General features: G+C 36.1%; 22 protein-coding genes and 1 other annotated feature. Of the genes, 5 read left to right on the top strand and 17 right to left on the bottom strand.

What is annotated here, in order from left to right:
• Nucleotides 1-29: 29 nt before the first annotated feature.
• Nucleotides 30-1,010, bottom strand: a complete 981-nt coding sequence (gene hemB, locus FEU33_RS02330) for a porphobilinogen synthase (protein WP_146547841.1) — start codon at nucleotides 1,008-1,010, stop codon at nucleotides 30-32.
• Nucleotides 1,011-1,136: 126 nt separating this feature from the next.
• On the opposite strand from hemB, the gene folE2 reads away from it, so the two are divergent.
• Nucleotides 1,137-1,976: a GTP cyclohydrolase FolE2 gene (gene folE2 / locus FEU33_RS02325; protein WP_146547840.1), complete on the top strand. Its 840-nt coding sequence runs from the start codon at nucleotides 1,137-1,139 to the stop codon at nucleotides 1,974-1,976.
• 322 nt (nucleotides 1,977-2,298) lie between these two features.
• On the opposite strand, the gene fumC is transcribed toward folE2, so the two are convergent.
• The 4 genes from fumC to FEU33_RS02305 form a co-directional block, all read right to left on the bottom strand.
• Entirely contained in the window at nucleotides 2,299-3,681 is a 1,383-nt protein-coding gene (fumC, locus tag FEU33_RS02320) for a class II fumarate hydratase (RefSeq protein ID WP_146547839.1), read from the bottom strand.
• Between the two features lie 161 nt (nucleotides 3,682-3,842).
• Nucleotides 3,843-4,379, bottom strand: a complete 537-nt coding sequence (locus FEU33_RS02315) for a PCYCGC domain-containing protein (RefSeq protein WP_244950960.1) — start codon at nucleotides 4,377-4,379, stop codon at nucleotides 3,843-3,845.
• 214 nt (nucleotides 4,380-4,593) lie between these two features.
• Nucleotides 4,594-6,126, bottom strand: a complete 1,533-nt coding sequence (locus FEU33_RS02310; protein ID WP_146547838.1) for a flotillin lipid rafts scaffold protein FloT — start codon at nucleotides 6,124-6,126, stop codon at nucleotides 4,594-4,596.
• A gap of 35 nt (nucleotides 6,127-6,161) precedes the next feature.
• Nucleotides 6,162-6,692, bottom strand: coding sequence for an NfeD family membrane protein (locus FEU33_RS02305; RefSeq protein ID WP_146547837.1), 531 nt, complete (start codon nucleotides 6,690-6,692; stop codon nucleotides 6,162-6,164).
• A 285-nt stretch (nucleotides 6,693-6,977) separates the two neighbouring features.
• On the opposite strand from FEU33_RS02305, the gene FEU33_RS02300 reads away from it, so the two are divergent.
• Both FEU33_RS02300 and FEU33_RS02295 read left to right on the top strand, forming a co-directional pair.
• Nucleotides 6,978-7,598: a DUF47 domain-containing protein gene (locus FEU33_RS02300; RefSeq protein ID WP_146547836.1), complete on the top strand. Its 621-nt coding sequence runs from the start codon at nucleotides 6,978-6,980 to the stop codon at nucleotides 7,596-7,598.
• A 15-nt stretch (nucleotides 7,599-7,613) separates the two neighbouring features.
• Complete coding sequence (locus tag FEU33_RS02295; protein ID WP_146547835.1) at nucleotides 7,614-8,612, top strand: inorganic phosphate transporter; 999 nt, start codon at nucleotides 7,614-7,616, stop codon at nucleotides 8,610-8,612.
• 355 nt (nucleotides 8,613-8,967) lie between these two features.
• Here FEU33_RS02295 and allB read toward each other — a convergent pair whose 3' ends face one another.
• From allB to FEU33_RS02250, 10 genes are all read right to left on the bottom strand, one after another.
• Complete coding sequence (gene allB / locus FEU33_RS02290; protein WP_146547834.1) at nucleotides 8,968-10,275, bottom strand: allantoinase AllB; 1,308 nt, start codon at nucleotides 10,273-10,275, stop codon at nucleotides 8,968-8,970.
• A gap of 511 nt (nucleotides 10,276-10,786) precedes the next feature.
• On the bottom strand, nucleotides 10,787-11,842 hold the full coding sequence (locus FEU33_RS02285) for an ABC transporter substrate-binding protein (protein WP_146547833.1): 1,056 nt from the start codon (nucleotides 11,840-11,842) through the stop codon (nucleotides 10,787-10,789).
• Between the two features lie 27 nt (nucleotides 11,843-11,869).
• Nucleotides 11,870-12,712 carry an ABC transporter permease gene (locus FEU33_RS02280; RefSeq protein WP_146547832.1) on the bottom strand — a complete coding sequence of 281 codons (843 nt, stop codon included), beginning with the start codon at nucleotides 12,710-12,712 and terminating at the stop codon, nucleotides 11,870-11,872.
• Nucleotides 12,713-12,725: 13 nt separating this feature from the next.
• Entirely contained in the window at nucleotides 12,726-13,436 is a 711-nt protein-coding gene (locus FEU33_RS02275; protein WP_146547831.1) for an ABC transporter ATP-binding protein, read from the bottom strand.
• A 309-nt stretch (nucleotides 13,437-13,745) separates the two neighbouring features.
• Nucleotides 13,746-13,880 (bottom strand): hypothetical protein, encoded by a 135-nt coding sequence (locus FEU33_RS19240; protein WP_280524820.1) that lies wholly within the window; start codon nucleotides 13,878-13,880, stop codon nucleotides 13,746-13,748.
• A gap of 675 nt (nucleotides 13,881-14,555) precedes the next feature.
• Nucleotides 14,556-15,077: a DUF1003 domain-containing protein gene (locus tag FEU33_RS02270; protein ID WP_146547830.1), complete on the bottom strand. Its 522-nt coding sequence runs from the start codon at nucleotides 15,075-15,077 to the stop codon at nucleotides 14,556-14,558.
• Between the two features lie 915 nt (nucleotides 15,078-15,992).
• Nucleotides 15,993-16,460: a hypothetical protein gene (locus FEU33_RS02265; RefSeq protein WP_146547829.1), complete on the bottom strand. Its 468-nt coding sequence runs from the start codon at nucleotides 16,458-16,460 to the stop codon at nucleotides 15,993-15,995.
• Between the two features lie 109 nt (nucleotides 16,461-16,569).
• A complete protein-coding gene (locus tag FEU33_RS02260) occupies nucleotides 16,570-17,193 on the bottom strand; it encodes an NUDIX hydrolase (RefSeq protein WP_146547828.1) in 624 nt (207 codons plus the stop codon).
• Between the two features lie 9 nt (nucleotides 17,194-17,202).
• A complete protein-coding gene (locus FEU33_RS02255; protein WP_146547827.1) occupies nucleotides 17,203-18,282 on the bottom strand; it encodes an AI-2E family transporter in 1,080 nt (359 codons plus the stop codon).
• 569 nt (nucleotides 18,283-18,851) lie between these two features.
• Nucleotides 18,852-19,310 (bottom strand): DUF4879 domain-containing protein, encoded by a 459-nt coding sequence (locus FEU33_RS02250; RefSeq protein ID WP_146547826.1) that lies wholly within the window; start codon nucleotides 19,308-19,310, stop codon nucleotides 18,852-18,854.
• Between the two features lie 135 nt (nucleotides 19,311-19,445).
• Here FEU33_RS02250 and FEU33_RS02245 point away from each other — a divergent pair, with 135 nt between their 5' ends.
• Complete coding sequence (locus FEU33_RS02245; protein ID WP_146547825.1) at nucleotides 19,446-20,156, top strand: hypothetical protein; 711 nt, start codon at nucleotides 19,446-19,448, stop codon at nucleotides 20,154-20,156.
• A 220-nt stretch (nucleotides 20,157-20,376) separates the two neighbouring features.
• Here FEU33_RS02245 and FEU33_RS02240 read toward each other — a convergent pair whose 3' ends face one another.
• Both FEU33_RS02240 and FEU33_RS02235 read right to left on the bottom strand, forming a co-directional pair.
• The gene (locus FEU33_RS02240) at nucleotides 20,377-21,237 is read right to left on the bottom strand and encodes an SAM hydrolase/SAM-dependent halogenase family protein (protein ID WP_146547824.1); all 861 of its coding nucleotides are present in this window, start codon (nucleotides 21,235-21,237) and stop codon (nucleotides 20,377-20,379) included.
• 308 nt (nucleotides 21,238-21,545) lie between these two features.
• Nucleotides 21,546-21,819, bottom strand: a binding site (T-box leader).
• Between the two features lie 62 nt (nucleotides 21,820-21,881).
• Nucleotides 21,882-23,579, bottom strand: coding sequence for a M3 family oligoendopeptidase (locus FEU33_RS02235; protein ID WP_146549867.1), 1,698 nt, complete (start codon nucleotides 23,577-23,579; stop codon nucleotides 21,882-21,884).
• A 214-nt stretch (nucleotides 23,580-23,793) separates the two neighbouring features.
• Here FEU33_RS02235 and FEU33_RS19065 point away from each other — a divergent pair, with 214 nt between their 5' ends.
• On the top strand, nucleotides 23,794-24,810 hold the full coding sequence (locus FEU33_RS19065; protein ID WP_244950959.1) for a helix-turn-helix domain-containing protein: 1,017 nt from the start codon (nucleotides 23,794-23,796) through the stop codon (nucleotides 24,808-24,810).
• Nucleotides 24,811-24,973: the final 163 nt, after the last annotated feature.

The following is a 24,973-nucleotide window of genomic DNA, read 5'->3' as shown; positions in this document are numbered from 1 at the left end:
CTTTCCTCTTTCCTATTAAAAAGGCACTCTCATAATATACCTTTTTGCCATTTGACATAGTCTTTTGCAAAATAAGTGATTATTGCATCCGCACCAGCCCGAAATGTACTAATTAAAATTTCCTCAATCACTTTTTTCTCTTCAATCCAACCATTCATGGCAGCTGCCTTTACCATTGAGTATTCTCCACTTACTTGATAAGCAACGATTGGAAGATAGCTCCTATTTTTTAAATCTCGAATAATATCTAAATATGCAAGTGCCGGTTTGACAATAATAAAGTCCGCACCTTCTTCTGTATCCGACTTCAACTCTCTTAATGCTTCTAAGCGATTTGCAGGATTCATTTGATAACTATCTCTAGTACCCCCATTAGAAGGCGCATTCTCAGCGGCATCTCGAAATGGACCATAAAAGGCAGAACTATATTTTACACCATACGACATAATTGGTGTATTTTCAAAGCCATTATGATCCAAAGCTGTACGAATAGAGGAAACAAAACCATCCATCATACTGGAAGGAGCTACAATATCTACTCCAGCAGCAGCTTGTGATAGCGCCACTAAATTATGAATCTTTAAACTTTCATCATTTAAAATTTTACCATCTTTATAAATGCCACAATGACCCGAAGTCGTATATTGGCAAATGCAAGTATCCGCAATAACTAAGAAATCGGAATAATTTCTTTTGATTAACTGAGTAGCTCGCTGAATGATTCCTTCTTTATGAAAGGCTTCACTTCCCACTTCATCTTTTACTTTTGGAATCCCAAATAATATTATTTTCCGCAGCCCTAGATCGTCTAATTCCTTTAATTCTAATTCTAGATAATCTAATGACATTTGGTAAAGACCTGGCATGCTCGGTATTTCTTTTTTTATATTTTCCCCTTCTATTACGAATAATGGATATATCAATTTATTTATATCAATAGTTGTCTCTTGGACGAGTTCACGCATTTCTTTAGAGCTTCGCAAACGTCGATGTCTTTTAAATTGATTCATGGTTCACCTCGATAAATATTTTTGTAAATAGTAATGATTACTCTTTATAAAAATGTTACTATCATAGAGTAGCAATTTTATTTTTAAATTGCAAGTCCATTTGAAAGGATTTAATGAGGTGAAAGCATGACTAAAAAGCAAATATTATTAGACCATTTTAATCAAGCCATCGAAGAAACAAATCATTTGCCTGATATACAAAAACAACAGGAAAACTTTCTATATCCGATCTCGCATGTAGGCATCAAAAACTTCAAAATGCCGATTACCTTATATGAAAATGGTGAAAATCAACACTCTATTGCGGATATTCAATTGACCGTATCACTTAACCAATATGAAAGAGGCACACATATGAGCAGATTTGTCGAGATTCTTCAAGATAGTCTACAACATACTGTTTCTTTCAACCATTTAAAAGAAATATTAGCGAAAGTAAAACAAAGATTGCAGGCAGACACAGCCTCTATAAAAATGAAATTTCCGTGGTACTTTTATGGTGTGAGCCCCATTAGCCAAAACGACAATCTTCAATATGGAGAAGTGAGTATTGAAAGCACTATTGATTCGAAAGAGAAAATAATGAACTTCGTTTCGCTCACTTGCTTTGCAACAACACTTTGCCCATGCTCCAAAGAAATAAGTAAGTATGGTGCTCACAATCAACGAGGTAAAATAACGATATCTGGAAATACAAGCACGGAATCTATTCCTAGTGATTGGAAATTACAATTGAAAGATATCGCGATCAATAATGCCAGCGCACCAATCCATTCTCTTTTAAAAAGGCAGGATGAAAAATATGTGACCGAGCAAGCTTATGAAAACCCTAGATTTGTAGAGGATTTAGCACGGTTAATCGCCGTAGATCTCGCAGATGTAAAGTGGCTAGATCATAAACAAGTCATTTGTGAAAACGAAGAATCTATTCATGCCCACAATGCAATAGCACAAATCCATCTATAAAGTGCTATTTCTCATAGTAGGATTTTTCTTCATCCTTCACTATATATGGGTTGAACCAATTGAGCTTCTTACAGACAGTTAGTCCTTCCTTTTTCTTCTCTAAAAGATTTTAAATCCAAGCAAATAGGGATTTTCCACCTACAATCCAAATCCACAATTCTGGAAATAAACTTTCATGAGTGATTGCCAATTGTCCCTAACCTATACATGGAAAAGTTTTTTACACACAAAAAGACTGTAGAACAAATCGAAAAATTCGAGATGATCTACAGTCCCCCATATTCAACAGACAAATAATTCAACTAATAGAAAGAGCAAAATCTTAGAATTTAATCATTTTGCTTGGAACAACCCATTCGTTGAATTGTTCTTCTGTTAGAAGACCTGTTTCAAGAGCTGCTTCTTTTAAAGTTAAGCCATTTTTATGAGCATGTTTCGCGATTTTAGCAGCATTTTCATAACCGATATATGGGTTAAGAGCAGTTACTAGCATCAATGAGTTATTTAAGAAATGTTCAAGTTTATCTTCGTTAGCAGTAATACCTTGTAAACAGTGTTCATCAAAGCTACGGATAACGTCAGATAACAATTGAACGGATTGCAAGAAGTTATAAAGGATAACTGGTTTGAACACATTCAATTCAAAGTTACCTTGAGATGCGGCGATGCCAAGGGTTACATCATTCCCCATAACTTGCACCGCTACCATTGTAACAGCTTCACATTGAGTTGGGTTTACTTTACCTGGCATGATGGATGAACCCGGTTCGTTTTCTGGAATTGAGATTTCGCCAAAACCAGAACGTGGACCTGAAGCTAACCAGCGAACATCATTGGCGATTTTCATCAAATCAGCTGCTAGTGCTTTCATAGCACCATGAGTCGTTGCCATTTGGTCATGAGAAGTTAGTGCATGGAATTTGTTTGGTGATGCAACGAATTTCAAACCTGTAGCTTTTGATAATTCAGCCACTACTTTTTGGTCGAAGCCATCAGGAGTATTCAATCCAGTACCCACTGCCGTACCACCGATTGCAAGTTCTAACATATGTTTAGCACTTTCTGCAATCATTTCTTCTGATTTTTCGATCATGTGTAACCAGCCGCTGATTTCTTGTCCTAATGTTAATGGAGTTGCATCTTGTAAGTGTGTACGGCCGATTTTAATCAATTGCATGAATTCTTCAGATTTTGCTTTTAAAGTTGCTTTAATTTGACGCAAAGCTGGTAATAAGTTCTCTTCTACTGCAATGGAAGTTGCAATATGCATAGCTGTTGGGAAAGAATCATTTGAGCTTTGAGATTTGTTGACATCATCATTTGGATGTAGGCGTTCTTCACTGCCCTGAGCTTCCAAATATTCATTACCTAAGTGAGCGATTACTTCATTGACATTCATGTTCGTTTGAGTACCGCTACCTGTTTGCCAAATAACGAGTGGAAATTCATTGTCCCACTTACCATCTATAATTTCATCTGCAGCATGGATAATAGCATCTGCTTTAACTTGTGAAAGTGTGCCGATTTCAGCACAAACTTTTGCTACTGATTTTTTAAGTAATGCATAGCCATGAATAAATTCGATTGGCATATGTTCAGAACCGATTTTAAAGTTTTGTTTACTCCGTTGAGTTTGAGCACCCCATTTGTGATCTGCAGGTACTTTTACTTCTCCCATAGAGTCATGTTCAATACGATATTCCAAGTTGTTCATCTCCATTTCTTTTACGATGAGTTTTGTTTTCTCTCAACTACTATGATAGCGTTTTCTGCTTCAATTGTCTGCAATTCTGTTTAAATTATCGCAAAAATCTTTTGAAAAATTGGAAGCTATTTTTTTGTCTATGTCACTTTTCTAAGTGACCCCTATGACGGCATCGGTGTTGGCGTTGGCTGTGAATATCCTTCTTTATAATCGTGGTCGATTTGTTCGCGGATTTCTTTAAGTGTTGCCCCTTTTTGTGCTTGTTCAATCGACTTAATCGCAATTTCCACACAAACAATACAACGTGTTCCATGATCATCCCAAACAACCGTGCCATCTTTTTTTACTTCTTTAATAAAACAATTTAGATTACTTTTGTGATCAGCACTTTCTGCACATCCACAATAACAAGGCATCCATTTTAAAATTTCTGTAGCCTGCCCAGCAGCTTTATAAACCAATTTTAAATCCTCTGATTGTTGATCTAAAAAACTTGGCAATACATCCACTGATGCTGTTTCCTCTTGAAGATCGCCATTGGCTAACGTATGTTGATGATGGGCATGATTCGTTTGTTGCGTTGTTTCTGTTTGCTTATGTTCTACATGCTTTTTTTCCGATGATTCGTCTGTATCATTACCACAGGCTGCTATAAGCATCGTGCTTGCTAATAACATGGATAACCATTTTTTCTTCACTGTAAAACTCCTTCGTCAGCTTTTTCTTTCATTATACCTTAGAGGGTTTTATATATCATAATAAAGTGAAACTCCATCAGTGGGGGTTTTACTGCCTGTTAAAGCGGGATAAATCCTGTTTCCTCCCATATAAGAGCTTTAAAGCCTTTTCTTTCATAAAAAAATTGCCGCATAAGCTAATGATAACCAGCTTATACAGCAATTCAAAAATGGATCAATCTTCAGTTGTTGCGGCTGATACATCTTCTTTTGGTTGTACATTATCAGCCAATCGCTCAATGCTTGGGCGAATCGAATACTTGCCTGAGTAGTTCTCGATCAATTCTTTCATATCAATACCTGATGATGCTTTTAATGTTTCTTGTAAGGTTGCCATTAAATCTGTTGCATAACCAGTTACCTTATTGGCACCTCCGCCTTCACCACTGCCAGTATCCACAACCGTGATTTTATCGATGTTTGATAATGGACCTGCTACTTGTTTTGCATATTCAGGCATCATTTGGATAATCATATCTAATATAGCGGCTTGACCGAACTGTTCGAAAGCTTCTGCGATTTTACGTTTTGCTTCGGCTTCTGCAAGACCTTTCAGACGGATGATCTCCGCTTCTGATTCCCCTTGCGCACGCTCTGAATCAGCTTTTGCTAAACCATCTAGGCGGACCTTCTCTGCTTCAGCTTTTGCTTTCGCTTCTATATGATACTTTTCTGCGTCCGCTTGGGCTAATTGTTTCATTTTTTCTGCTGCAGCGTTTTGTTCAATGGCATAACGATCTGCATCCGCTTTTTTCTTTACCTCTGAATCATATTGTTTTTCACGGCGGAGAATTTCTTTTTCTTCTAATTCGATTTGCTTTTGGCGTTCAATGATTTGGATCTGCATTTCTTGTTCTGTGACTTCTTGTTTTGCACGTGCCGTTTCTAGTTCATACGCTTGGTCAGCGCGAGCCTTTGCAATGTCTTGTTCACGGCGGAATTCTGCTACTTTCAATTGATTTTCTTTTTCTGCTTCTGCAATTTCAGTAGCTCGTTCTAGCTCTGCCTTTTGTGCTTCTTTATCCGCTTCTGCGCGTTTAATACGCGTTTCCTTTTCAGCATCAGCCGTTGCAATATCTGCATCACGCTTAACCTGTGCTATCCTTGGTTTTCCTAGTGAATCTAAGTAACCGTTTTTATCTCGTACATCTTTGATCGTGAAAGATACGATAGTGAGCCCCATTTTTGCTAGATCTTGTGAAGCAACACGTTGTACCTCTTGTGAGAATTTATCACGGTTTTTATAAATTTCTTCAACGGTCATAGACCCTAGAATCGAACGTAAGTGGCCTTCGAGTACCTCTTTTGCTTCGTTTTCACGTTCTTCTTTTGGTTTGCCTAAAAACTGTTCCGCAGCTGTTGCAATTTCGGCTATTGAACCGCCAATTTTGATAATGGCAATACCATCAGCCATTACGGGTACGCCTTGTTCTGTATAAACTTCAGGCGTTGTAACTTCTAATTTACTGGATAATAAGCTAAGTGGTTCAGCTTGTTGAAACACTGGTAAAACAAATGTACCACCACCACGGATAATCTTAATACGGTTTCCGCCCTCATCCGTATGTACGTTTTTGGAACCTAAGTAACTACCTGTAACAATGAGTGCTTCGTCTGGACCTGCTGTTCGATATTTCGTTATATACACCCCGATAATCGCCAACAAAACAACAACGACAATAGCACCTACGATTAATAAAACTGGCATATTTCATTCCTCCTGTTTTTTATCTTTCTGAGCATTTAAAATAACGGCTCATATTCTTTGACATATAAAGTTCCCTCTTTCACTTCCACGATGAGCACTTTCGAATCATATGGTATGGACACATGATCATAGCTTGTTGCACGTTTTGAAATAATACCGTTGACCGTTTCAACCACTACTTCACCAAAGCCATCGATAGGAATCGGGACAATCACCTTTCCTACTTGTCCACCTAAGGATTCTTCGCTATAAGCCATTGATACCTCGGCTGATTTTAAAGGGACTAGTATGAAATAATACATCAAAATATCAATTACAAATGAAATAACTGTGGAAATAACAGCAATAAGAATACTACTTAATGATGTAAACGTCTCGAAGATAAAACCAAGTGCTGTGAAGAAAGTCAAAAAAGCCAAGATGACAGTGGGATTAAAAAAAGGAATCCCTTCTCCAATTCCATCAACTATATCACCAAAAAAAAGATATAAAATCATACAAATAGCTAAGAATATTAATGAGTACAAATACCATTGGTCAATAGACCAAGAATTTACATCAATCATCGACACCCCCTTTAACCATTTGTTTGCCCTTTCAATAAGTTATACGGATAAATATCAGTAAAAGTTTCAATTTTTCTGGTTATTTCACATTATCTAGAAGTGTATTTCCATTTATGGAAATTTCACTTGACGTATATACATTTGAAATATTACAGGATTGTAAAGTTTGAAATAATTCACATAATTGTTGTATGGATTTTTTGCTCAATTTGTTATGATTATAGTTGCGTTTAAAAATAAATAAATAAAATCTTAATGTTTTGTATACAAATTAGGAGGCTTTGTATGTTCAGCTCAAAAAAAGAGGACCCTTTCTTTGCTGCGCTTTTGAAAGTTGCTAAAAATGTAAATGAAGCAGCTCACTATGCTGATGATTTTAAAATAACAGGCGTTGCAGATCTGAAAGAGCTTAGCGTAACATTAAAAAAATATGAAACAGATGGGGACTCACTCATTCATGAATTAATCCAGATGCTCAACAAATCATTTATGACACCTATCGAACGTGAGGATATTTTAGAATTGGCCGTAAGAATGGACGATATTTTAGATGGCATCGAAGACTGTATTGCTCACTTTGAAATGTTCTCACTAACAGAAGTCGATGATTATATGAGAGATTTCTTAAAATATATCATCCTAAGTACGGATGAAATCGCTACTGCAATGGAACACTTAACGAATAAAAAACTGATTAATATGCGTAAACACGCTATCCGTATTAAGGATTATGAACGTAAATGCGATGAAGTATTACGGACATCCATTAAACAACTATTCTTACATGAAAAAGATCCTATCCGCATTATTCAATTTAAAGATATTTATGAGCAACTTGAAGAAGTAGCCGACTATTGTCAAAATGTCGCTAACTCAATGGACACTATTATAATGCGAAATGCATAGGAGTTGTAGAAACACATGAATACTATAATAATCGCAACCGTTCTTGTTGTTATATTCGCACTATTATTCGACTTCATAAACGGTTTTCATGATACTGCAAATGCCATTGCTACAGCTGTTTCTACTCGTGCACTTTCACCACGTCTTGCTGTAGTTTTAGCCGCATCGATGAACTTTGTTGGTGCTGTTACGTTTACTGGTGTTGCTAAAGCATTGGCAAAAGATATTGTCGATCCATTTGCGCTTAGTAACGGATCTTTCATTATACTAGCTGCACTTATATCAGCCATTATATGGAATTTGGCAACATGGTACTTAGGAATCCCTTCAAGTTCATCACACGCAATCATCGGTTCTCTAGCTGGAGCTGCAATCGCCGCTGCTGGTTTTTCTGTTATTAACTTTGGTGGATTTATCAAAATTATCGAAGCTTTACTCCTTTCACCATTTATCGCAATTATCTTCGGGTTTTTGGTGATGTCCCTATTTAAGGGAATATTCAAGAACTTAAATTTATATCGTACGAATAAAAAATTCCGAAGAGTACAAATTTTCACAGCCGCTCTACAAGCCTTTACACATGGTACAAATGATGCCCAAAAATCAATGGGGATTATTACAATGGCCTTGATTGCATCAGGACTACAAACTGGGGAAGATATACCTCTATGGGTACGTGTTGCTTGTGCCGCTGCTATGGGATTGGGTACTTCAATCGGTGGTTATAAAATTATTAAAACCGTTGGCGGTAAAATTATGAAAATTCGTCCGGTGAATGGTGTAGCGGCTGACTTATCCTCTGCCATCATTATTTTTGGCGCTACGCATTTACACTTGCCAGTTTCTACAACCCATGTCATTTCTTCCTCTATTATGGGTGTAGGTGCTGCACAAAATGCAAAAGGGGTCCATTGGGGAGTTGCACGTAGAATCGTCATTACTTGGGTAATCACATTACCTATAGCTGCGTTATTAGGCGCTACAATCTTTTCTATCTTCAATCTGTTTTTATAAAATATGATCACTTTAAAATAAACTGACTGCTTCTTGTTAAGATCACATCTATCAACTGATGATTGATTTAACTCTTAAAAGATCATATTAAAAAATACTTTTTAATTTATTCTCCAATTAAAAGTACGAATGCTGCTTAAATGAGCGTTCGTACTTTTACATTTACTAAGATTATTTCTACTTGAATTAATTTCTTTAATAATCATGTGAAGCCGTTACCGCAGTATAGGACGTGGCGAGCTAAGACCTCGTCCCTTTCATCGTTCCTACGGGTCCTTTAGCTTAAGCTTTTCTCTCTAGACATTGAATTAGCTTCACTGAATCAACACCTCACGAAGAAAAATTGACTCACTTATTATTGTTTAGCATTATAAACGATCCTGCCTTGAACTAAGCAACATTCAATTGTATGTAGAAAAGTATGCCTTTCATAAATACTTTGTGGATTTTTAGACAACATTTTATCTTGTTGAACAATAAAGTCTTTCTCTGAAACAATAACAATATCTGCTAATTTTCCTACCTTAATACTTCCTTTATCTTTTAGATGAAATCTTCTTGCTGCGTGAATGGATGTATAATAGATTAAATCTGAATAAGGTATATTTTCCTTCTTTCCAATTTCTAGCGCCGCTAAAAATGTGAACTGCCCACCATTAATACCTCCCCATGCACTAAATATGTCATATTGATCTGGATCTTTTAAATCTTTTGTACAAGGTGAATGATCCGAAGAAAGCATATCGATTTCTCCTCTTTTAAAAGCCTCCAATAGCGCCAGTCTTGTTTTTTCTTCACGTAAAGGTGGTGCACATTTAGCATCATACCCTATCTGATCAACGGCACTGCTATTAAAGAGCAAATAATGAGGACATGTTTCTAATGACACATCAAGTCCTTCTTCTCTTGCTTGTTGAATAATATGCACCGCTTCCGATGTACTGATATGAACAAAATGCAACGGACAGTGTGTTAATCGACTGTAATAAATGGCGCGACTTACAGCTTCTAGTTCAGCCTCTTTTGGTCGAGAGTTCAAATATTTTCCTGCAATTGTTGCAGAAGTATCTTTTTTGGCTTCCTGTAAAGCAAATTGTAGGATTTCATCACTTTCTGCATGTAAAGCTAGTATTTTTCCTAACTTTGCAATTTTTTTCATTCCTTTTAATAATATCTCATTTTGTACATGTTCAAAAGTTGGATCATTCGTTCTTGGCATAAAAGCTTTATACCCTATCACCCCGGCATTTGCCATCTCTTCTAACTTTTCAACATTATCATCTACTAAACCTCCCCACAATTCACAATGGGTAATTGATTTTTGCTTTGCTAGTTTTTGCTTTTCACGAACCTGTTCTGCATTGGTCGTTGCTGGGATAGAATTTAATGGCATATCAAAAAATGTTGTACATCCTCCTGCCGCAAGCATTTGCGAACCACTCTTAAACCCTTCCCAAATTTCTCGCCCTGGTTCGCTAAAATGAACATGTATATCGATTAATCCTGGAAAAACAAATTGATTCGTTGCATCAATTTCCTGTACGGCTCCTTCTTTAACTCTAGTAGCTATTGCTTGAATTTTACCATCTTGAATGGCAATATCTCCTCGTATAATTCCTGATGCTGTAACAATTTTTCCATTTTTAATAATAACTTCATACATTGAAACTCTCCCCTTAAACGTCACCGTTTGAAATGATTTTCACCTTTTTTGAGATGGTCCGACTTTTCCAATAACTACGCATCCATTGAAGGGTACTTTTTTATGTCAAGAATTTCTTCATCATAGAGTAATCACTCATCAAGCGTGTTGATTATCCAATTTTCCCCACAAAATATAGTGTATTCGCTGATTTCCGCTCCGGCTTACTCGCTTTCCTGCGGGCGAACGCTGGGGGCAACAGGATGTTGGTCACGGAGTCGTTGCCACAGGACGTGGCGCCCTTAGACTCCGTTCCTTAATCGCTACGCTGCGGGGTCTCATCTATTCGCTTTTCCCGCGGGACATTGAATTGGCTTCATCGAAACAACACCGCACGAAGGAAATGCGCATGCATTTTCGAGGAGTCGCCGTCTTCCGCTCCACAACTATAAAATTAGCTATTATTAAATGTTCGTATTTTTTAAGAAGAAAATGATTTATGAAATTGATTCATTCATAAAAGAAGTTATTTCTATTTTTTTACATCTGCTTTTACTAACTCTTTATTTACCTCTTTTAAATAAGAAAGATTAATATAATCTGATTGTGAGGGAACTTTTGAAATATTATTTGTATTCATTAAGTAATCTGTTACAGTTTTTCCATTACTTCCATTGATAAATGAATCGTCAACTTGCATATTATAAACGTTACGATTCATAATTTCTGTTAATTCTTTTTCTGACAAATGGAGTTCTGGCGCTAATATTTTCACTGCCTCTTCACGATGATCATTGATAAATATCGTCGCTTTTTCTAATGAACGAATAACTGCCTTTACAGTATTCGGATTTTCTTTTAGATAATCATCGGTTACTTGTAGCGTTGAATGTACACTCATCCAATCCACATCTTTCTCATTGCCCTCTAAATAACTTTTTGTTCCACTAAATAGAAGTTTTCCACCTTCTCCAATTGCCTTCGTAATAAACGGTTCCCATGCCGCCATAGCATCTACACTACCATTTTGTAAGGCTGCTAAAGCATCACTAGGTGCTAAATTCGCTACTTTTACTTTCTTCATATCTACATTGTATTCTGCCGCCATTTTATTGATGGCGATTTGAACATCTGCTCCTGATGGAATACCAATCGTTTTACCTTCTAAATCTTTTGGGGATGAAATATTAGCTTTTGGTCCAGCGACTACTGCTTGAGTACCTGCAATCTGCGCTAAAGGCGCAACAATTTTTACCTTTACACCATTTGAGGCTAAAATAATATCCATAAAATTTGTTTGTAAGCTAATAGGTGCACTGCCACCTGACACAAGCGGTGCAATATCTGGGCCACTTTCGATTAATTTATTTTTAACTGTTAATCCTTCTTCTTTAAAATAACCTTTCTTATCAGCGATGATTTGTTGAGAAGATATTTGTGCATCTCGAACACCAACTAATTCAATTTCCGTTTTTTCTGGTTTACCATCTGTACTTCCATTTGAACTTTGATCTTTAGATGAATCTTTTCCACATGCAGCTAGTACCATCACTACGCACACAACTAAAATGGATAAATACTTTTTCATATAAACTCCTCCGATATCTTTTTTAATTTATTTTTCTACTGCCGACAACCCATTTTTCCTCCAGGATAATAATTTTCTTTCAATCCATTTAAAGAAAATAGAGAATAAACTATATTCCAATCCAATAACGATAATGGCAACATACATATTTTCAATTTTGAAATAATTTCGCGCATCAACAATGATATAACCTAACCCTGATGTCGCCCCTAACATCTCTGATACGACTAATGCCGAAAATGCTAATCCTAAGCTGATTTGGCAACCTGCTAAGACGTTAGGTAAAATGGACGGTGTAATAACGCGCTTAAATATTTGAAAATGTGAGGCTCCTAAACTCATTGCTGAACGAATTAATGTCGAATTAACAGATTTTAAACCATCTAGTGTATTGGTGAGTACTGGAAAAAACACTGTCCAAGCTATTAAAATGATCTTTGGCAACTCTCCAATACCAAACCAAATAATAAATAAAGGTAAAATGGCCAATGCGGGAATCGGCCCTAAGACGTTCAAAATAGGGGACATCCAATAGTCAACGACTCTATTACTACCAATTAGCAATGCAACCGATACACCTAACGCGATTCCAATCATAGATCCTATAAATACACGAATAGTACTTGCAACAATGCTTTTCACTAGTATACCTGTTTGTACCAATTCCCACATTTGGGCAACGATGATTGAGGGAGGTGGTAAAAATTTTGGATTAAACATTTCTGCCTGCAAATTATATCGAGCAAACAGTTCCCAGAGGGCGATAACAGCAACAATTGGTACCCACGATAATTTGTTGTCATTCTTTATTTTATTTTTGCTTACCGTGTGAACTTTCTGTTGCTCATCTACTATAGTGTTCATAGTCATCACACAAGCCTCCTTAATTAATTAGAATTTGTTGCAATTCTTGAACAAGAGAATTTTCTATTTCCCTTGGTCGTTTCATTGATATTTGTTTTTCCGCCGCAATTACACCTTGTTTCATTACAACAATACGATCAGCTAAGTAAACGGCTTCTGCAATATCATGCGTTATAAAGATAATAGTCGTCTTTAGCTCATTCCAAATATCTATTAATTCTTTTCTCATCGTTTCTTTTGTAAATACATCAAGTGCCGCAAAAGGCTCGTCCATTAAAAGGAGTTTGGGCTGACCCGCTAAAGCTCTTGCAATCCCTACCCTTTGTTTCATCCCTCCTGATAGTTCTGAAGGATAATGGTGTTCAAATGGCTCCAAGCCAATCATCTGAAGATATTTATAAGCGATTTTTTGTACTTCCTCTTTTGACTTTCCCTGAACAGTTGGTCCAAAAGCAATATTTTCAAAAACAGTGTACCAAGGAAACAGGGCGTGCTCCTGAAAGACAATCCCACGTTCCTGATTAGGCTTGCCAATGGGCACTCGATTGACTGATATGTCCCCAGAATCCGGTTTTGTAAAACCTGCGATTAAGTTCAGCATAGTTGATTTACCACATCCACTATGACCGAGAATGCAAACAAATTCACCATCTTCAACTTCTAGATTGATATCTTGCAAGACAATCTTGTCACCAAAACTCTTTTTTATATTATTTAACACAAGTTCCATACAAACACCTTCTTACATTATTTTATACGTTATTTTTCATTACATGGTTATTATATTTTTTCTCACATTAATATTCTTTAGTAATATTAACAATTTATCTATAATACATTAGGCAACTTGTACAAACCATAATTCAATAATGACTCATTTTCCCTGTCATATAATACTTTTGAAAATGACCGAACCCTTTACATAGAAGAAGTAACAAATGATTCATGTTGCTACTTATAAACAGTATCAAACGTAGCACCTATCCAATTTTCTCCTATTCCATGCATAAAGTGAAGCTTCCATCAGTGGGGGTTTTCTTCATCCCCCAATTGAAATAGAGGAACTCAAATTAAGAACGCCATGTCCTGTGGTAACACCTGAGTGACCAACATCCTGCCCGTCCGAACCAATCGGACTTTTACGGGCAGTTGATCCCCCATCTATCTTTCTCATTTCTCTCTCAATCTTGAGATGGGGTCTTACTGCTCGTTAAAGCGGGATAAATGAATAATAAAAAGCAAAAATCAATGTCATAAAAATTAACATTGATTTCTGCTTATTAAAATCCTATTTTAATATCTCTACAATTTCAATTCTAATTATCATTCAAATTAAACCTTTACACTCTCCATAGAAAAGCAATGAAGCAATATCAGTGAAGATCTTCTATCTATAGTGGAATATACTATTCCGGATGTTACTATATAAAACTACACGTGTTGATTTTACAAAATTCAGGGGAATCCTGTTTGGCATAGTTTTTGAAAAGCCCTGTATTTTTAGAACCATTTATATAGATATTGAGCTATTTATTTGGAAAATGTTCGTATTTTCCAACTAGAAAAGCATTTATGAAGTTAATTCCTTTGCCAATTAAAGAGCGCATATAAAGTGAAACTCCATCAGCGGAGGTTTTCTTCATCCCCCACTGAAATAGAGGAACTCAGGTTAAGAACGCCACGTCCTGTGGTAACACCTGAGTGACCAACATCCTGCCCGTCCGAACCAATCGGACTTTTACGGGCAGTTGATCCCCCATCTATCTTTCTCGTTTCTCTCTCAATCTTGAGATGGGGGTCTTACTGCCCGTTAAAGCGGGATAAAAGTTTATTTTTTCTTAAGCTAACTTTAAATTTTATCTTTTTCTTCTAATGCTTTTAGTCTTGCCGAAATGTCATGTTGATTTTTAAGTATCTTTTCTAGTTTTTGATACATGTCTTGTATAATGATTTCTGATTTGAGGTTTACTTTATAGTCATTGGTTCCTCTTAGTCTGTCTTTTTCCTCTTGGCGATTTTGACTCATCATAATAATGGGTGCTTGAACTGCTGCAACACATGATAAGACTAGATTCAATAGGATGAATGGATAACCATCATATGGTTTTGTTAAAAGGATTGTATTTAATATAATCCAAAAAATAAGTGTTAGGCAAAATACGATGAGGAAAGACCAGCTTCCTGCAAATTTTGCTAGTATATCTGCTGCTTTCTGTCCAAAAGTTTGGTCGTTTTCATGCTCTAAAATAGCATTTTGAGAAACGTGTTCTTTTAATAGTACTTTTAAAATTTCACCTTCTTCAGTTGAAATTGTATCATCATCCAATATCATTTTAATTAACTCCAACCTGTTTGGATCATTAATATGCATCTTCTTTATCCTCCATTTGTAATGTTTATAGAAATATTGTACCTATAACCATTTACTATACTATCAAATTCGATTGGTAAACCCTTGTTAAAACCATGGACTTATAGAAATTTTCACAATGCAAAAGAGACTACTCCCTTGTTTAAAAGACACTTGAACCACCACAAGGGAATCTTAAGAAAATCTCTCTATGGTAATATAATGATTCAGACGTGTTGATTATCCAATTTTATCCATGAAGATAGGGAGAATTCGTTGATTTCCGCTACGGCTTGCTCGCTTTCCTGCGGGCGAGCGCTGGGGGCAACAGGATGTTGGTCACGGAGTCGTTGCCACAGGACGTGGCGCCCTTAGACTCCGTTCCTTAATCGCTTCGCTGCAGGGTCTCAACTGTCTCGCTTTTCCCGCGGGACATTGAATTGGCTTCCTGAATCCACACCGCACGAAGGAAATGCGCATGCATTTTCGAGGAGTCGAGCAAGCCTCCGCTCCAATCTACATAAATGAAACGAAAAATACATGTTTTTTTAAGAATTATATCAAAAATATTCCCTAATTTCTGCCTAATCAACACGCCTGATAATGATTATCTTTATTAACTCCCATTGATAGCACTAAGTCTTGTAACTCAAATAAAAAAACGCTATTCGAAAAATCGATGAATAACGTTTTTTTAAATTCATACAAAAGAGTTAATTTCATAATTCAGTTCTTCAAACAGCATAAGCTTGGCCCATTCACTTATGAGTAATTTCCGTTATCAAACCTAATGATTTTTGATTTGGTTGATGTGGATTGTTTTTATAAAAGATTGATATCGATAGATAAATAAGAATCGCACAAATAATCACAAAGCCTATCACGAATATGGTTATCTTTTTACCTGACATCTGCTTCTTCCTTTCCAGATTCATACTATTTATTCGATGGTTTAAAACCTTCAGCAAATAGATAATCTTCAGCATCCTTACGTGTGCCAAAGCTTTCTTCTAAGTTAAAACCATGATAAATATTCCAATAAGGTGCATCATTGACAAGAAGTAATTGATCATTCGTACGATTACGCCAAATTTGTTCAATCTTCACTTCTTCAACGGGCTCATCTACTTCTGATAAATACATAATAGAATCTTCAATGGCTTCTCGCAACTCTTGTTCTGAGAAATCGCGAATATTCACTAAACCTCTGTCATCCGCATTATATCGCAGTAAATCTCCAACATAAACAAAACCATTGCCATTTGGATGTAGTTTTTCAACTACGATTTTTTTATCATATTGACTACCGTCAAAATGATAATTTAAACGGTTCATTGAAATCTCTTTACGTGTGAGTTCTGGAAAACCTTCAATAATTTGTTGTTTTTGCTCAAATGTTAACATAGTGTTCTCCTTTGTCCTTCATAATCGTTTTAAGTATAGCATCTTTCGTATTTTTAATCGTCCTAAAATGAAAAGAACGAAATAGGTTGATCATACTCAACCCATTTCGTTATAGAAACCTTTGTTTCAATAAATTCATGAATGTTGTCATATATGGACCGTCATACCGGACAAAATCACTCGGTTTTGCATCTAAAACAAGATTTTTCTTTTCTCCATTTGCAAGTATCTCAAACCCGATTAGATGGAGGAATGGTGTATCACCTGCAATAAAATCGATAACATCTGTCAATTTTGCACGTACAATACCGGCGACCTCCTCCACTTGTAAACGGAAATCAGTAAAGCTTCCCGACTGTACCGCAAGAAATACATGAGCAAATTCACAATCATGTATGGAGGATTTTTTCATCATTGTAGGGATGATCTCTAGTTTTTCTAGATCTTCTATCGTCAAATATAGCCCTAGCTCTTCATGTAATTCTCTTATACCATCATCAGGTGTTTCTGATGCCAGCAAATGCCCGGCTGCTGTCACATCAAAAAGGGAGGGATAATCTTTCTTATCAGCACTTCTTAACTGATAATACAAATAATAATCGCCAGCAATCTCACTGATCAACCAGCAATGGAAAGTTTCATGCCATAATCCTTTTGCATGTATCTCTGCCCTCGTAGCAACACCTAATGGTTTATGCTGTTCATCGAAAGTTTTTAAAATCTCCGTTTCCACTTCTATCACCTACACATTTTTAGTTGCAGTGGTACGAATTGCTTTCCAATGTTGATAAACATTCTTCACCACTACTTTCCCGACAGCATACAACGGTACACCTAGTAAAATTCCTACAAACCCTGCAATATTACCTGCTGCTAGAATAATCGTGATAACAGTCAATGGATGAATATCTAGTGTTTTCCCCATGACATTTGGTGTGATAAAGTTACTATCTATTTGTTGTGCAACAAGTGTCACGACACATACCCAGACGGCTTGCATTGGATCATGTACAAGGCCTACTATTATTGCTGGAACAAGTGCGATCCATGGTCCAATAAACGGTACCATATTCATAAAGAAAGCAAACAGTGCCAGTAATAATGCATATTCTAACCCTATAATTTTATAGCCAATGAAAATAATAATCGCCAAGATAAAACTGATCAGTAACTGACCCTGAATATAATTGCGTAATACATCATCGATTTCAGATAATGTTTTCTTAATCCATGCACGTCTTGAACCTGTAAATAAATTATAAATCGTTGGAGCAAATTTTTCGTGATCCTTTAACATGTAGATAAAGAAAAATGGCACAAGTATTAACACAAATGCTCCTGAAACAATACTCGAAATGAATTGAACTAAAAATTTACTTGTAAATACTGCATAGTCTTGGATGGAATTTGTTACGCTATCGATCGCATCATTTAGTTGATCTGGGAAGTTTTCACGATTTTTTAGTACATAATCCACCATATCTGAAAGCTCATTTGCCAATGTTGGCGTTGCTTTCACTAAATTATTGATTTGCGTATTGATCGGTGGGACGACAATAGCTATAAAGCCATAGACTGCGATGCTGATTAATACAATAATAGAGAGTATGCTTGCCCAACGCGGAAATTTTTTCTTTTCTAAAAAACGTTGGATTGGTTCGGTTACATAGTATAAAATTCCCCCAGCTAACAATGGGATAAATATAGCGCTTAATATGACTACGATTGGATAGAAGAGGGATTTGATTTCGAGAAAATACTTCACGATTAATAATGCCAGAAGTATACCCACACCCGCTTGAAACCATAGTTTTTTCGTCAATTATTTCCACTCCATTCACAAAAATACCTAATTATTTTACTTATATTAAGTATACGCGATACTCTAGAAAACTGGAAATAACATTCCCTAAAAAAAGAAAGAGACTGAGACACAACTAACTCTAAATAGAAAGAAAGAAGAATCTGAGTCAATTCAAATTCTCCCTTCTCCATTTCTTGTTATTAGTTCTTTTACCATTTTGTCTATTGACCGGGCATTTTCGTAGATTCACGGTCATTAATGCGATGCCCATTTCGTTTTTAACTTTCGATTTTTTTCATGCATGATAAAGTGAAGCTTCCATCCGTGGGGGGTTCTTCATCCCCACGGATAGTTAGCTGAACCAATCGGGCTTTTACGGGCAGTTGATCCCTTATCTATCTTTTTCGTTTCTCTCTAAATCTTGAGATGGGGGTCTTACTACCCGTTAACGCGGAATAAACGGAATGAGCAACAGAAGACACCCTTATTTTATTCTAAAAATGACCAAAGCCTGTGAAATTTTACTCATCATCAAATTTCACAGGCTTTTTCATTTGGAGATAGATTTTGTCCCAGTCTCTTTTCGCTTATTCTACATCGAAATTGATAATGTTTGTCCAAATTTTCGTTGTACCAACTTGGCTAGATGACCAAACTTGGATACTATTTGTTACCAAGTTTTCTACAGGCACACGATAATAGCGCCTCCAACCTGTCACAATATTATCAGCCCCTACAATAGGGATGCTTTTATAGTTCGTTGCATACGTTGTGATCATTGTTGAACCACTGTAGATATAATTATTAGAATAACCATCTGTAGTTACGCGGAAATAAACATAATCATGCATAACTGCATTTGCTTTATATAGTGGTTGCGCATTATAAGGAACACTTTCCCATTTCCCATCAACATTTGACACTTGATCAATGACGGCACTTTTTAATATAGGTGCTGGTACTGCTTTGGCTTCTGATTGTGAATAAAATAAAATGGCGACAACAGTGACTAAAGATACTAATAATAAATTCAATGTTTTTTTCATGTATATCACCTCCTTATGTTAACTTATCGTCTATTATATTCCATATTTAACTCTTATCTTTTATAAAATCAAAAAATTTTAAAAAATAGCAAAACTGTCGATATAAAATATAAACAATAAAAGGTGGTTTTAAAAATGATAGGACAAGTTGGGCGAACGCAACTAAGTTTGTTGGGCAGCGTACAACCAAAAGGAAATCAACCCGTACAAACATTAGAAACTACGAACGAGACAGATGCGATAGATGTGGAGACAACTGATTCAGATTCAATAGTATACGATAAGTATGGGAACACAGAAGTATTTGGAATTAATGTAGGAAATTCATTATTAGCAAATCAATTTTCTGAAGAAGATGTGAAACGTTGGAACCAAATCAATCAAGAACAAGGACCGTTAAAGAATATTTGGGAAGAGATAGTTGGAACAGGAAATACAGGGTACTCAACTGGATATTCGATGAGCTTTTTTGATTTTTGCTATTTAGCAGAAAAGGGAAAAATGGTAAACCCTCAAAATGCATTAAGTTCCAATGAGGCACAACAACAAATTCAATCGAAAAATTGGTTCACCTTTTTTAAAAATACAACGGTTAATGGGAAAGGTATCGATGTCCAAGACGCGATGCAGCATTTAGATATTTTACAACGGTGCTATGAAATGGGACTAATAAACAATCGTGGAGGATTAATGAGTGAAGATGAATTACGTGCGACTATTAACAAACAAAAATATGATGAGCAGCGTGCCTTTTTAGAAAAACAATATGCGAAGGACTTAGAAACCAAAGAGCTTGAAGTAAATAGTTTAGAAAAGGCAAAGCAGGCCTATAATGATTCGATTTAAGACCCATTTTCCTCAATTGACCTTGTTTATAACTTCTAAACATAAGGAGATTTCTCTGTTTGGACTTTATATAATAACTTAATTTCCACTTTAAAAATAATCAAAGCCTGTGAATTTTACTCATCATCAAATTTCACAGGCTCTTTCATCTAGGGGAAGATTTTACCCATCTTCTCCCTAAATGATGAGTTTAATGTATGTGTAAGCCCCAATTAGCAGGTTATATATATACGATTTTAGGAGCCTTACGAATAGAAACCTCCCAATTAGTCCCTGTCCCTACATGGTATGCATTTGCGAAAGATCCTTGGTTGATCGCAATACCTACATTATCTAATGAATTGATATAGAGGAGGGGTTCCCCTACCCGTAAGTCCGCAAAAGAACGACCATATGTCATAATGCTTTGATAGATTTTACGATTATCGGTGCTAAGCGTTACTTCGAATGCATCTCCATAATGTTTGGCCAATCGTTTGAATTGGCTACGACGGACATTCGTCCATAAATTTCCGAAGGGGTTATCCACTATATCAATAATTCCCGTAATAACGTCATCTTCAATAGTAGATTCTTTTAAATTCAATTCCACAATATCAGACACTTTAAGAGAAGGTCCTACTTCTTCAAATGTAATGATCCCTGAAGCTAATCGTGCGCCTGTATAGGCAAAAATATCACGTCCATGAAATGTATGTGATTCGCCTGAATTAGGTAGACGATTAATCGATTCATCAATTTCTCGAACTTCTGCAATGCCATAATAACGTTTTATATGTGTCAATGTCCCATTATCAGGTGTTACAACATATTGATCATTCACTGTCTTCGCAACTACTGCTTTGCGATCTGAGCCAACACCTGGGTCCACAACTGAAATGAAAACTGTTCCATCAGGCCAATATTGAGCTGTTTGCAGTAAGCGATAACTCGCTTCCCATATATTAAATTGTGGAATTTGATGTGTAATATCGTAAATTTTAATTTCCGGATCTACAGAATGCGCTACTCCGTACATGGCGCTCACCGCACCATCGCTTATGCCAAAATCTGATTGAAATACAAGTAGACCTTTTCCCATATAAAACATCTCCTTATTTGTATATATCTCATTAGAAGCAAAATTTAACTAGTTATGTGATGAATGCATTCCGTCATTCAATATCTAACTATTCAGTCTTTCTTTTCACCAATCATTGCGCTACCTATTCATGAACGCTTATAGAGTTTCCGTAACCAGTTTTAGATGGAGTGTCAGGACACACCCTCACTTTTCTATTGTTTTAGTTGGATCAACATACAAACAATTAGCATCTTGAAAGTTGTTGTTTCAATATTCCAACATTTAGTATAGAGCCAAAAAAACTCGTCCCTACAATCATTTTGATTGTTAAGGACGAGTTGTATACTCGTGTTACCACCTTTATTTGCCTACTTACTCACATAAGTTGGCCTCCATCAGTACAGAAATTCGGAATGCTTTCTAGACTGTGATATAGGTAACGGGTATCAACTCCCGCCGCATCCTACTAATGCTTATGCACGTTCAAAACGGAGCTCAGAGGCCATTTTTCAAATGATCGATTTCTACTTCTTTTCAGCTACCGAAGCTCTCTTTTAAGAAATACGAACTCATTTTACTTTTTCTCGTCATTGCTTTTATTATTTACATGTTCTAATGTATAGCTAATCACTAAAGTTGTCAATGAATTGACTAAAAATTATTTATAATTTGTCATCCTGTACTGCATCCAAATATTCTCGAATAGCTTTCAATACAGACTCTAAACAACCTTCTTCAAATGGTGATACAAGATTTGCTTCAGCCACTAATTTTGTGAATGACATTTTGCCCCCCAGTTGACATAGATGTATATAATCCTTCCACGCTTCTTTATGATTTTCACGAGACTTTTTCCAAAATTGGAATGCACATACTTGCGCTAATGTATAGTCGATATAATAGAATGGGCTATTATAGATATGTGGCTGACGTTGCCAAAAACCACCTTGTTCTAGGTATTCGATGCCATCATAATCACGATGTGGCAAATAAGTTTGTTCAATTTTCTTCCAAGCCAATTTACGTTCTTTTGGTGTCATTTCAGGATTTTCATAAACAATATGCTGGAATTCATCTACCGCTACACCGTATGGTAAAAACAATAGAGCTTCACTCAAATGAGAGAATTTATATTTTTCCGTATCTTCTTTAAAGAATAATTCCATCCAAGGCCATGTAAAGAATTCCATACTCATTGAATGGATTTCACATGATTCGTATGTTGGCCAAATATACTCTGGAATTCCTATGTTACGACTTGTATATACTTGAAATGCGTGCCCTGCTTCATGCGTCAATACATCGATATCACCGGAAGTCCCATTAAAGTTTGAGAAGATAAATGGTGATTGATAATCTTCGATAAATGTGCAGTAGCCCCCGCCTTCCTTTCCTTTCTTCGCCACAAGATCCATAAGCTTTCTGTCAATCATAAAATGAAAGAATTCTGCTGTTTCAGGAGATAGTTCTTCATACATTTTTTGACCATTTTGAACAATCCATTCGGCTGTACCTTTTGGTGTTGCATTACCACTCAAGAATTTTAATCCTTCATCATAGTATTTTAATTTGTCTACACCGATACGTTTAGCTTGTCGTTGGCGTAATTCTGTTGCATATGGGACGATGACATCACGGATTTGATCACGATAACTTTTAACCATTTCCGCATTATAATCGATTCGATTCATCAATACATACCCAAGCTCCACATAATTTTTATAGCCAAGTGTAACCGCCATTTGATGACGTACTTTTACCAGCTCATCATAAATACGATCAAAATCTTCAGTATGCTCTTTAAAGAATCCAAAATGAGCTTCTATGGCTGCTTTTCGTACGCTACGATCTGTAGACTCTATGTAAGGACCTAATTGGGCCAGTGTCAATTCTTTGCCATCAAAGGAGATTTGGGCTGAAGCTACTAGCTTAGAATATTCAGAGCTCAACTTATTTTCTTTTTGCATGAACTCCATGATTTCGGGTGCAAAACCTTTAATTTGATTTTCTGCTAAATCAAATAATTGTGAACCCCATTTTTCTTCTAAAGCATTACGGAATGGAGATGCTAAAAGAGCCTTATAATATTCGGTCGTCAGCTCTTCCATCTCAGGTGTTTTTTCATCTAAATAATCTCGTTCCTGTTGATAAAATTCATCATTTGTATCAATAGAGGCACGAATATACACTAAGTTATATTGAGTTGAAAAATTATTACGGAAAGCATTGATTTTCTCAATCACTTCACTTTGTTCATCCACGGATTTTGCGTTTTTAAACGCTGTTAGCAGTTGATGAAAATACGTTTTCCCTGCGGATAGATCTGGTCGTTTGTATTCATAATCTTTAAAAGTAACCAATTTCATTCCTCTTTTCCTATGGATTTTTCGAAATCCGAAGTATTCTCTTCATTATTTATTATATTCTGAAATATTGCAACTAATGTGGCAAATACACTCTAAATTTTGGTAATAAGTTCCTCATTTTAAAATAGAATCACTAAAACACTTATTTTTTTCCTCAAATTGTGCTACCCTAATTTCATGCCCAATTTTTAAAGAGAGGTGCTTTACATTGGTAGGTCGTAATGATCCTTGTCCATGTGGCAGTGGCAAAAAATATAAAAAGTGTCATGGTAAAAATACTCTAAACGATATGACTACACTTGTAAGTGAAGAAATCGATCGCATTGTAGAAGGATTTGTAAAGGAATCCGTTCATTCTGCGAATTATCATGAACTAGAAAAAAGAAGTCAACTATGGCGAGACTCTTTGCATGATGTATTTTCAGACAAATTACTCGATACAATCGCCATGGAAACGTATATTTATATTGATCACCCTGAATTTTGGAAAAGTTATATAAATAAGCAATTGACTAAACAACATAGACAACAAGTAAAAGATATTCTTCAATCATGGTTACAGCCAGTCTTCTTGCTTGCAAAAGTCGATTCTCAAAGTCCCGAAATCATAGCGATCACAGATCTTGTAACAAACAAAAGCTATGTGATGAATGGTACACCTGTAAAAACGTTTTCTGGTAATTGGCTATTTGGTATTTTTATGCCAGATGCTCGTAAGGGAGAAAATGGACTAACTGCAACAAGCAGTGTCGTTTTTATTCCAGATGAAAAAGAAGATATTGTGGAAGCTTTGCGCTTAAAACTTCAAAATGGTTATAGAGACTCATTAAACTTGTATCATACATTTGTTACATATAAAAAAAATGCTAGTACAAGTACCAAAGAAGATCATGATGAAGTCGCTGTATCAGTTGAGGCTGAAGCCAATTTAACTCCATTTACAGTAGAGGTACTTGATGTTGTTCAAAAATATGTAGATGAATACACTTTAGATGCAAGTGAATTCTTAGAGTTGTTAACTGACTTTCTAACTGAGGAAGCTGTTACAGCGAAAAAAGCTGAAACAGTTGCTGCTGGCACTATTTTAGTTGGTCAAGCAATTGGTTTAATCTCTGATGGTGGATTGGCAAAGGTTAAAGAGATTGCTGGTTATTTCGGAGTATCTCCATCCTCTATCTCAAGATATCGACATCAATTTAATGATTTTATCATTCAATCTCGCTAACTATTTTATAAAAAATGAACCTAGAGTGGTAGGAGGCAATTACTAGTCTCCGATCCCTCACGCCACCGTACTATTCTAGTGTATAGGCGGTTCAATTAGCATATTGTCGCACATGATAAACAAGCGAATTGGCAGTAGACTTGTTAGTGAATAACAAGTCTAC

The organism is Rummeliibacillus suwonensis (assembly GCF_007896435.1).
GTDB lineage: Bacteria > Bacillota > Bacilli > Bacillales_A > Planococcaceae > Rummeliibacillus > Rummeliibacillus suwonensis.
The sequence above is the reverse complement of the archived record's forward strand: the minus strand, read 5'-3'. Positions and strand labels throughout refer to the sequence as shown.

Coding starts and splice junctions, on each gene's coding strand:
- allB (WP_146547834.1), bottom strand. CDS start 10,275: ATGTATGAAGTTATTATTAAAAATGGAAAAATTGTTACAGCATCAGGA.
- FEU33_RS02250 (WP_146547826.1), bottom strand. CDS start 19,310: ATGAAAAAAACATTGAATTTATTATTAGTATCTTTAGTCACTGTTGTC.
- FEU33_RS02240 (WP_146547824.1), bottom strand. CDS start 21,237: ATGGGAAAAGGTCTACTTGTATTTCAATCAGATTTTGGCATAAGCGAT.
- FEU33_RS02295 (WP_146547835.1), top strand. CDS start 7,614: ATGAATACTATAATAATCGCAACCGTTCTTGTTGTTATATTCGCACTA.
- FEU33_RS02305 (WP_146547837.1), bottom strand. CDS start 6,692: ATGATTGATGTAAATTCTTGGTCTATTGACCAATGGTATTTGTACTCA.
- FEU33_RS02300 (WP_146547836.1), top strand. CDS start 6,978: ATGTTCAGCTCAAAAAAAGAGGACCCTTTCTTTGCTGCGCTTTTGAAA.
- FEU33_RS02270 (WP_146547830.1), bottom strand. CDS start 15,077: ATGCATATTAATGATCCAAACAGGTTGGAGTTAATTAAAATGATATTG.
- hemB (WP_146547841.1), bottom strand. CDS start 1,010: ATGAATCAATTTAAAAGACATCGACGTTTGCGAAGCTCTAAAGAAATG.
- FEU33_RS02265 (WP_146547829.1), bottom strand. CDS start 16,460: ATGTTAACATTTGAGCAAAAACAACAAATTATTGAAGGTTTTCCAGAA.
- FEU33_RS02285 (WP_146547833.1), bottom strand. CDS start 11,842: ATGAAAAAGTATTTATCCATTTTAGTTGTGTGCGTAGTGATGGTACTA.
- folE2 (WP_146547840.1), top strand. CDS start 1,137: ATGACTAAAAAGCAAATATTATTAGACCATTTTAATCAAGCCATCGAA.
- FEU33_RS02245 (WP_146547825.1), top strand. CDS start 19,446: ATGATAGGACAAGTTGGGCGAACGCAACTAAGTTTGTTGGGCAGCGTA.
- FEU33_RS02310 (WP_146547838.1), bottom strand. CDS start 6,126: ATGCCAGTTTTATTAATCGTAGGTGCTATTGTCGTTGTTGTTTTGTTG.
- FEU33_RS02275 (WP_146547831.1), bottom strand. CDS start 13,436: ATGGAACTTGTGTTAAATAATATAAAAAAGAGTTTTGGTGACAAGATT.
- FEU33_RS02280 (WP_146547832.1), bottom strand. CDS start 12,712: ATGACTATGAACACTATAGTAGATGAGCAACAGAAAGTTCACACGGTA.
- FEU33_RS19240 (WP_280524820.1), bottom strand. CDS start 13,880: ATGAGAAAGATAGATGGGGGATCAACTGCCCGTAAAAGTCCGATTGGT.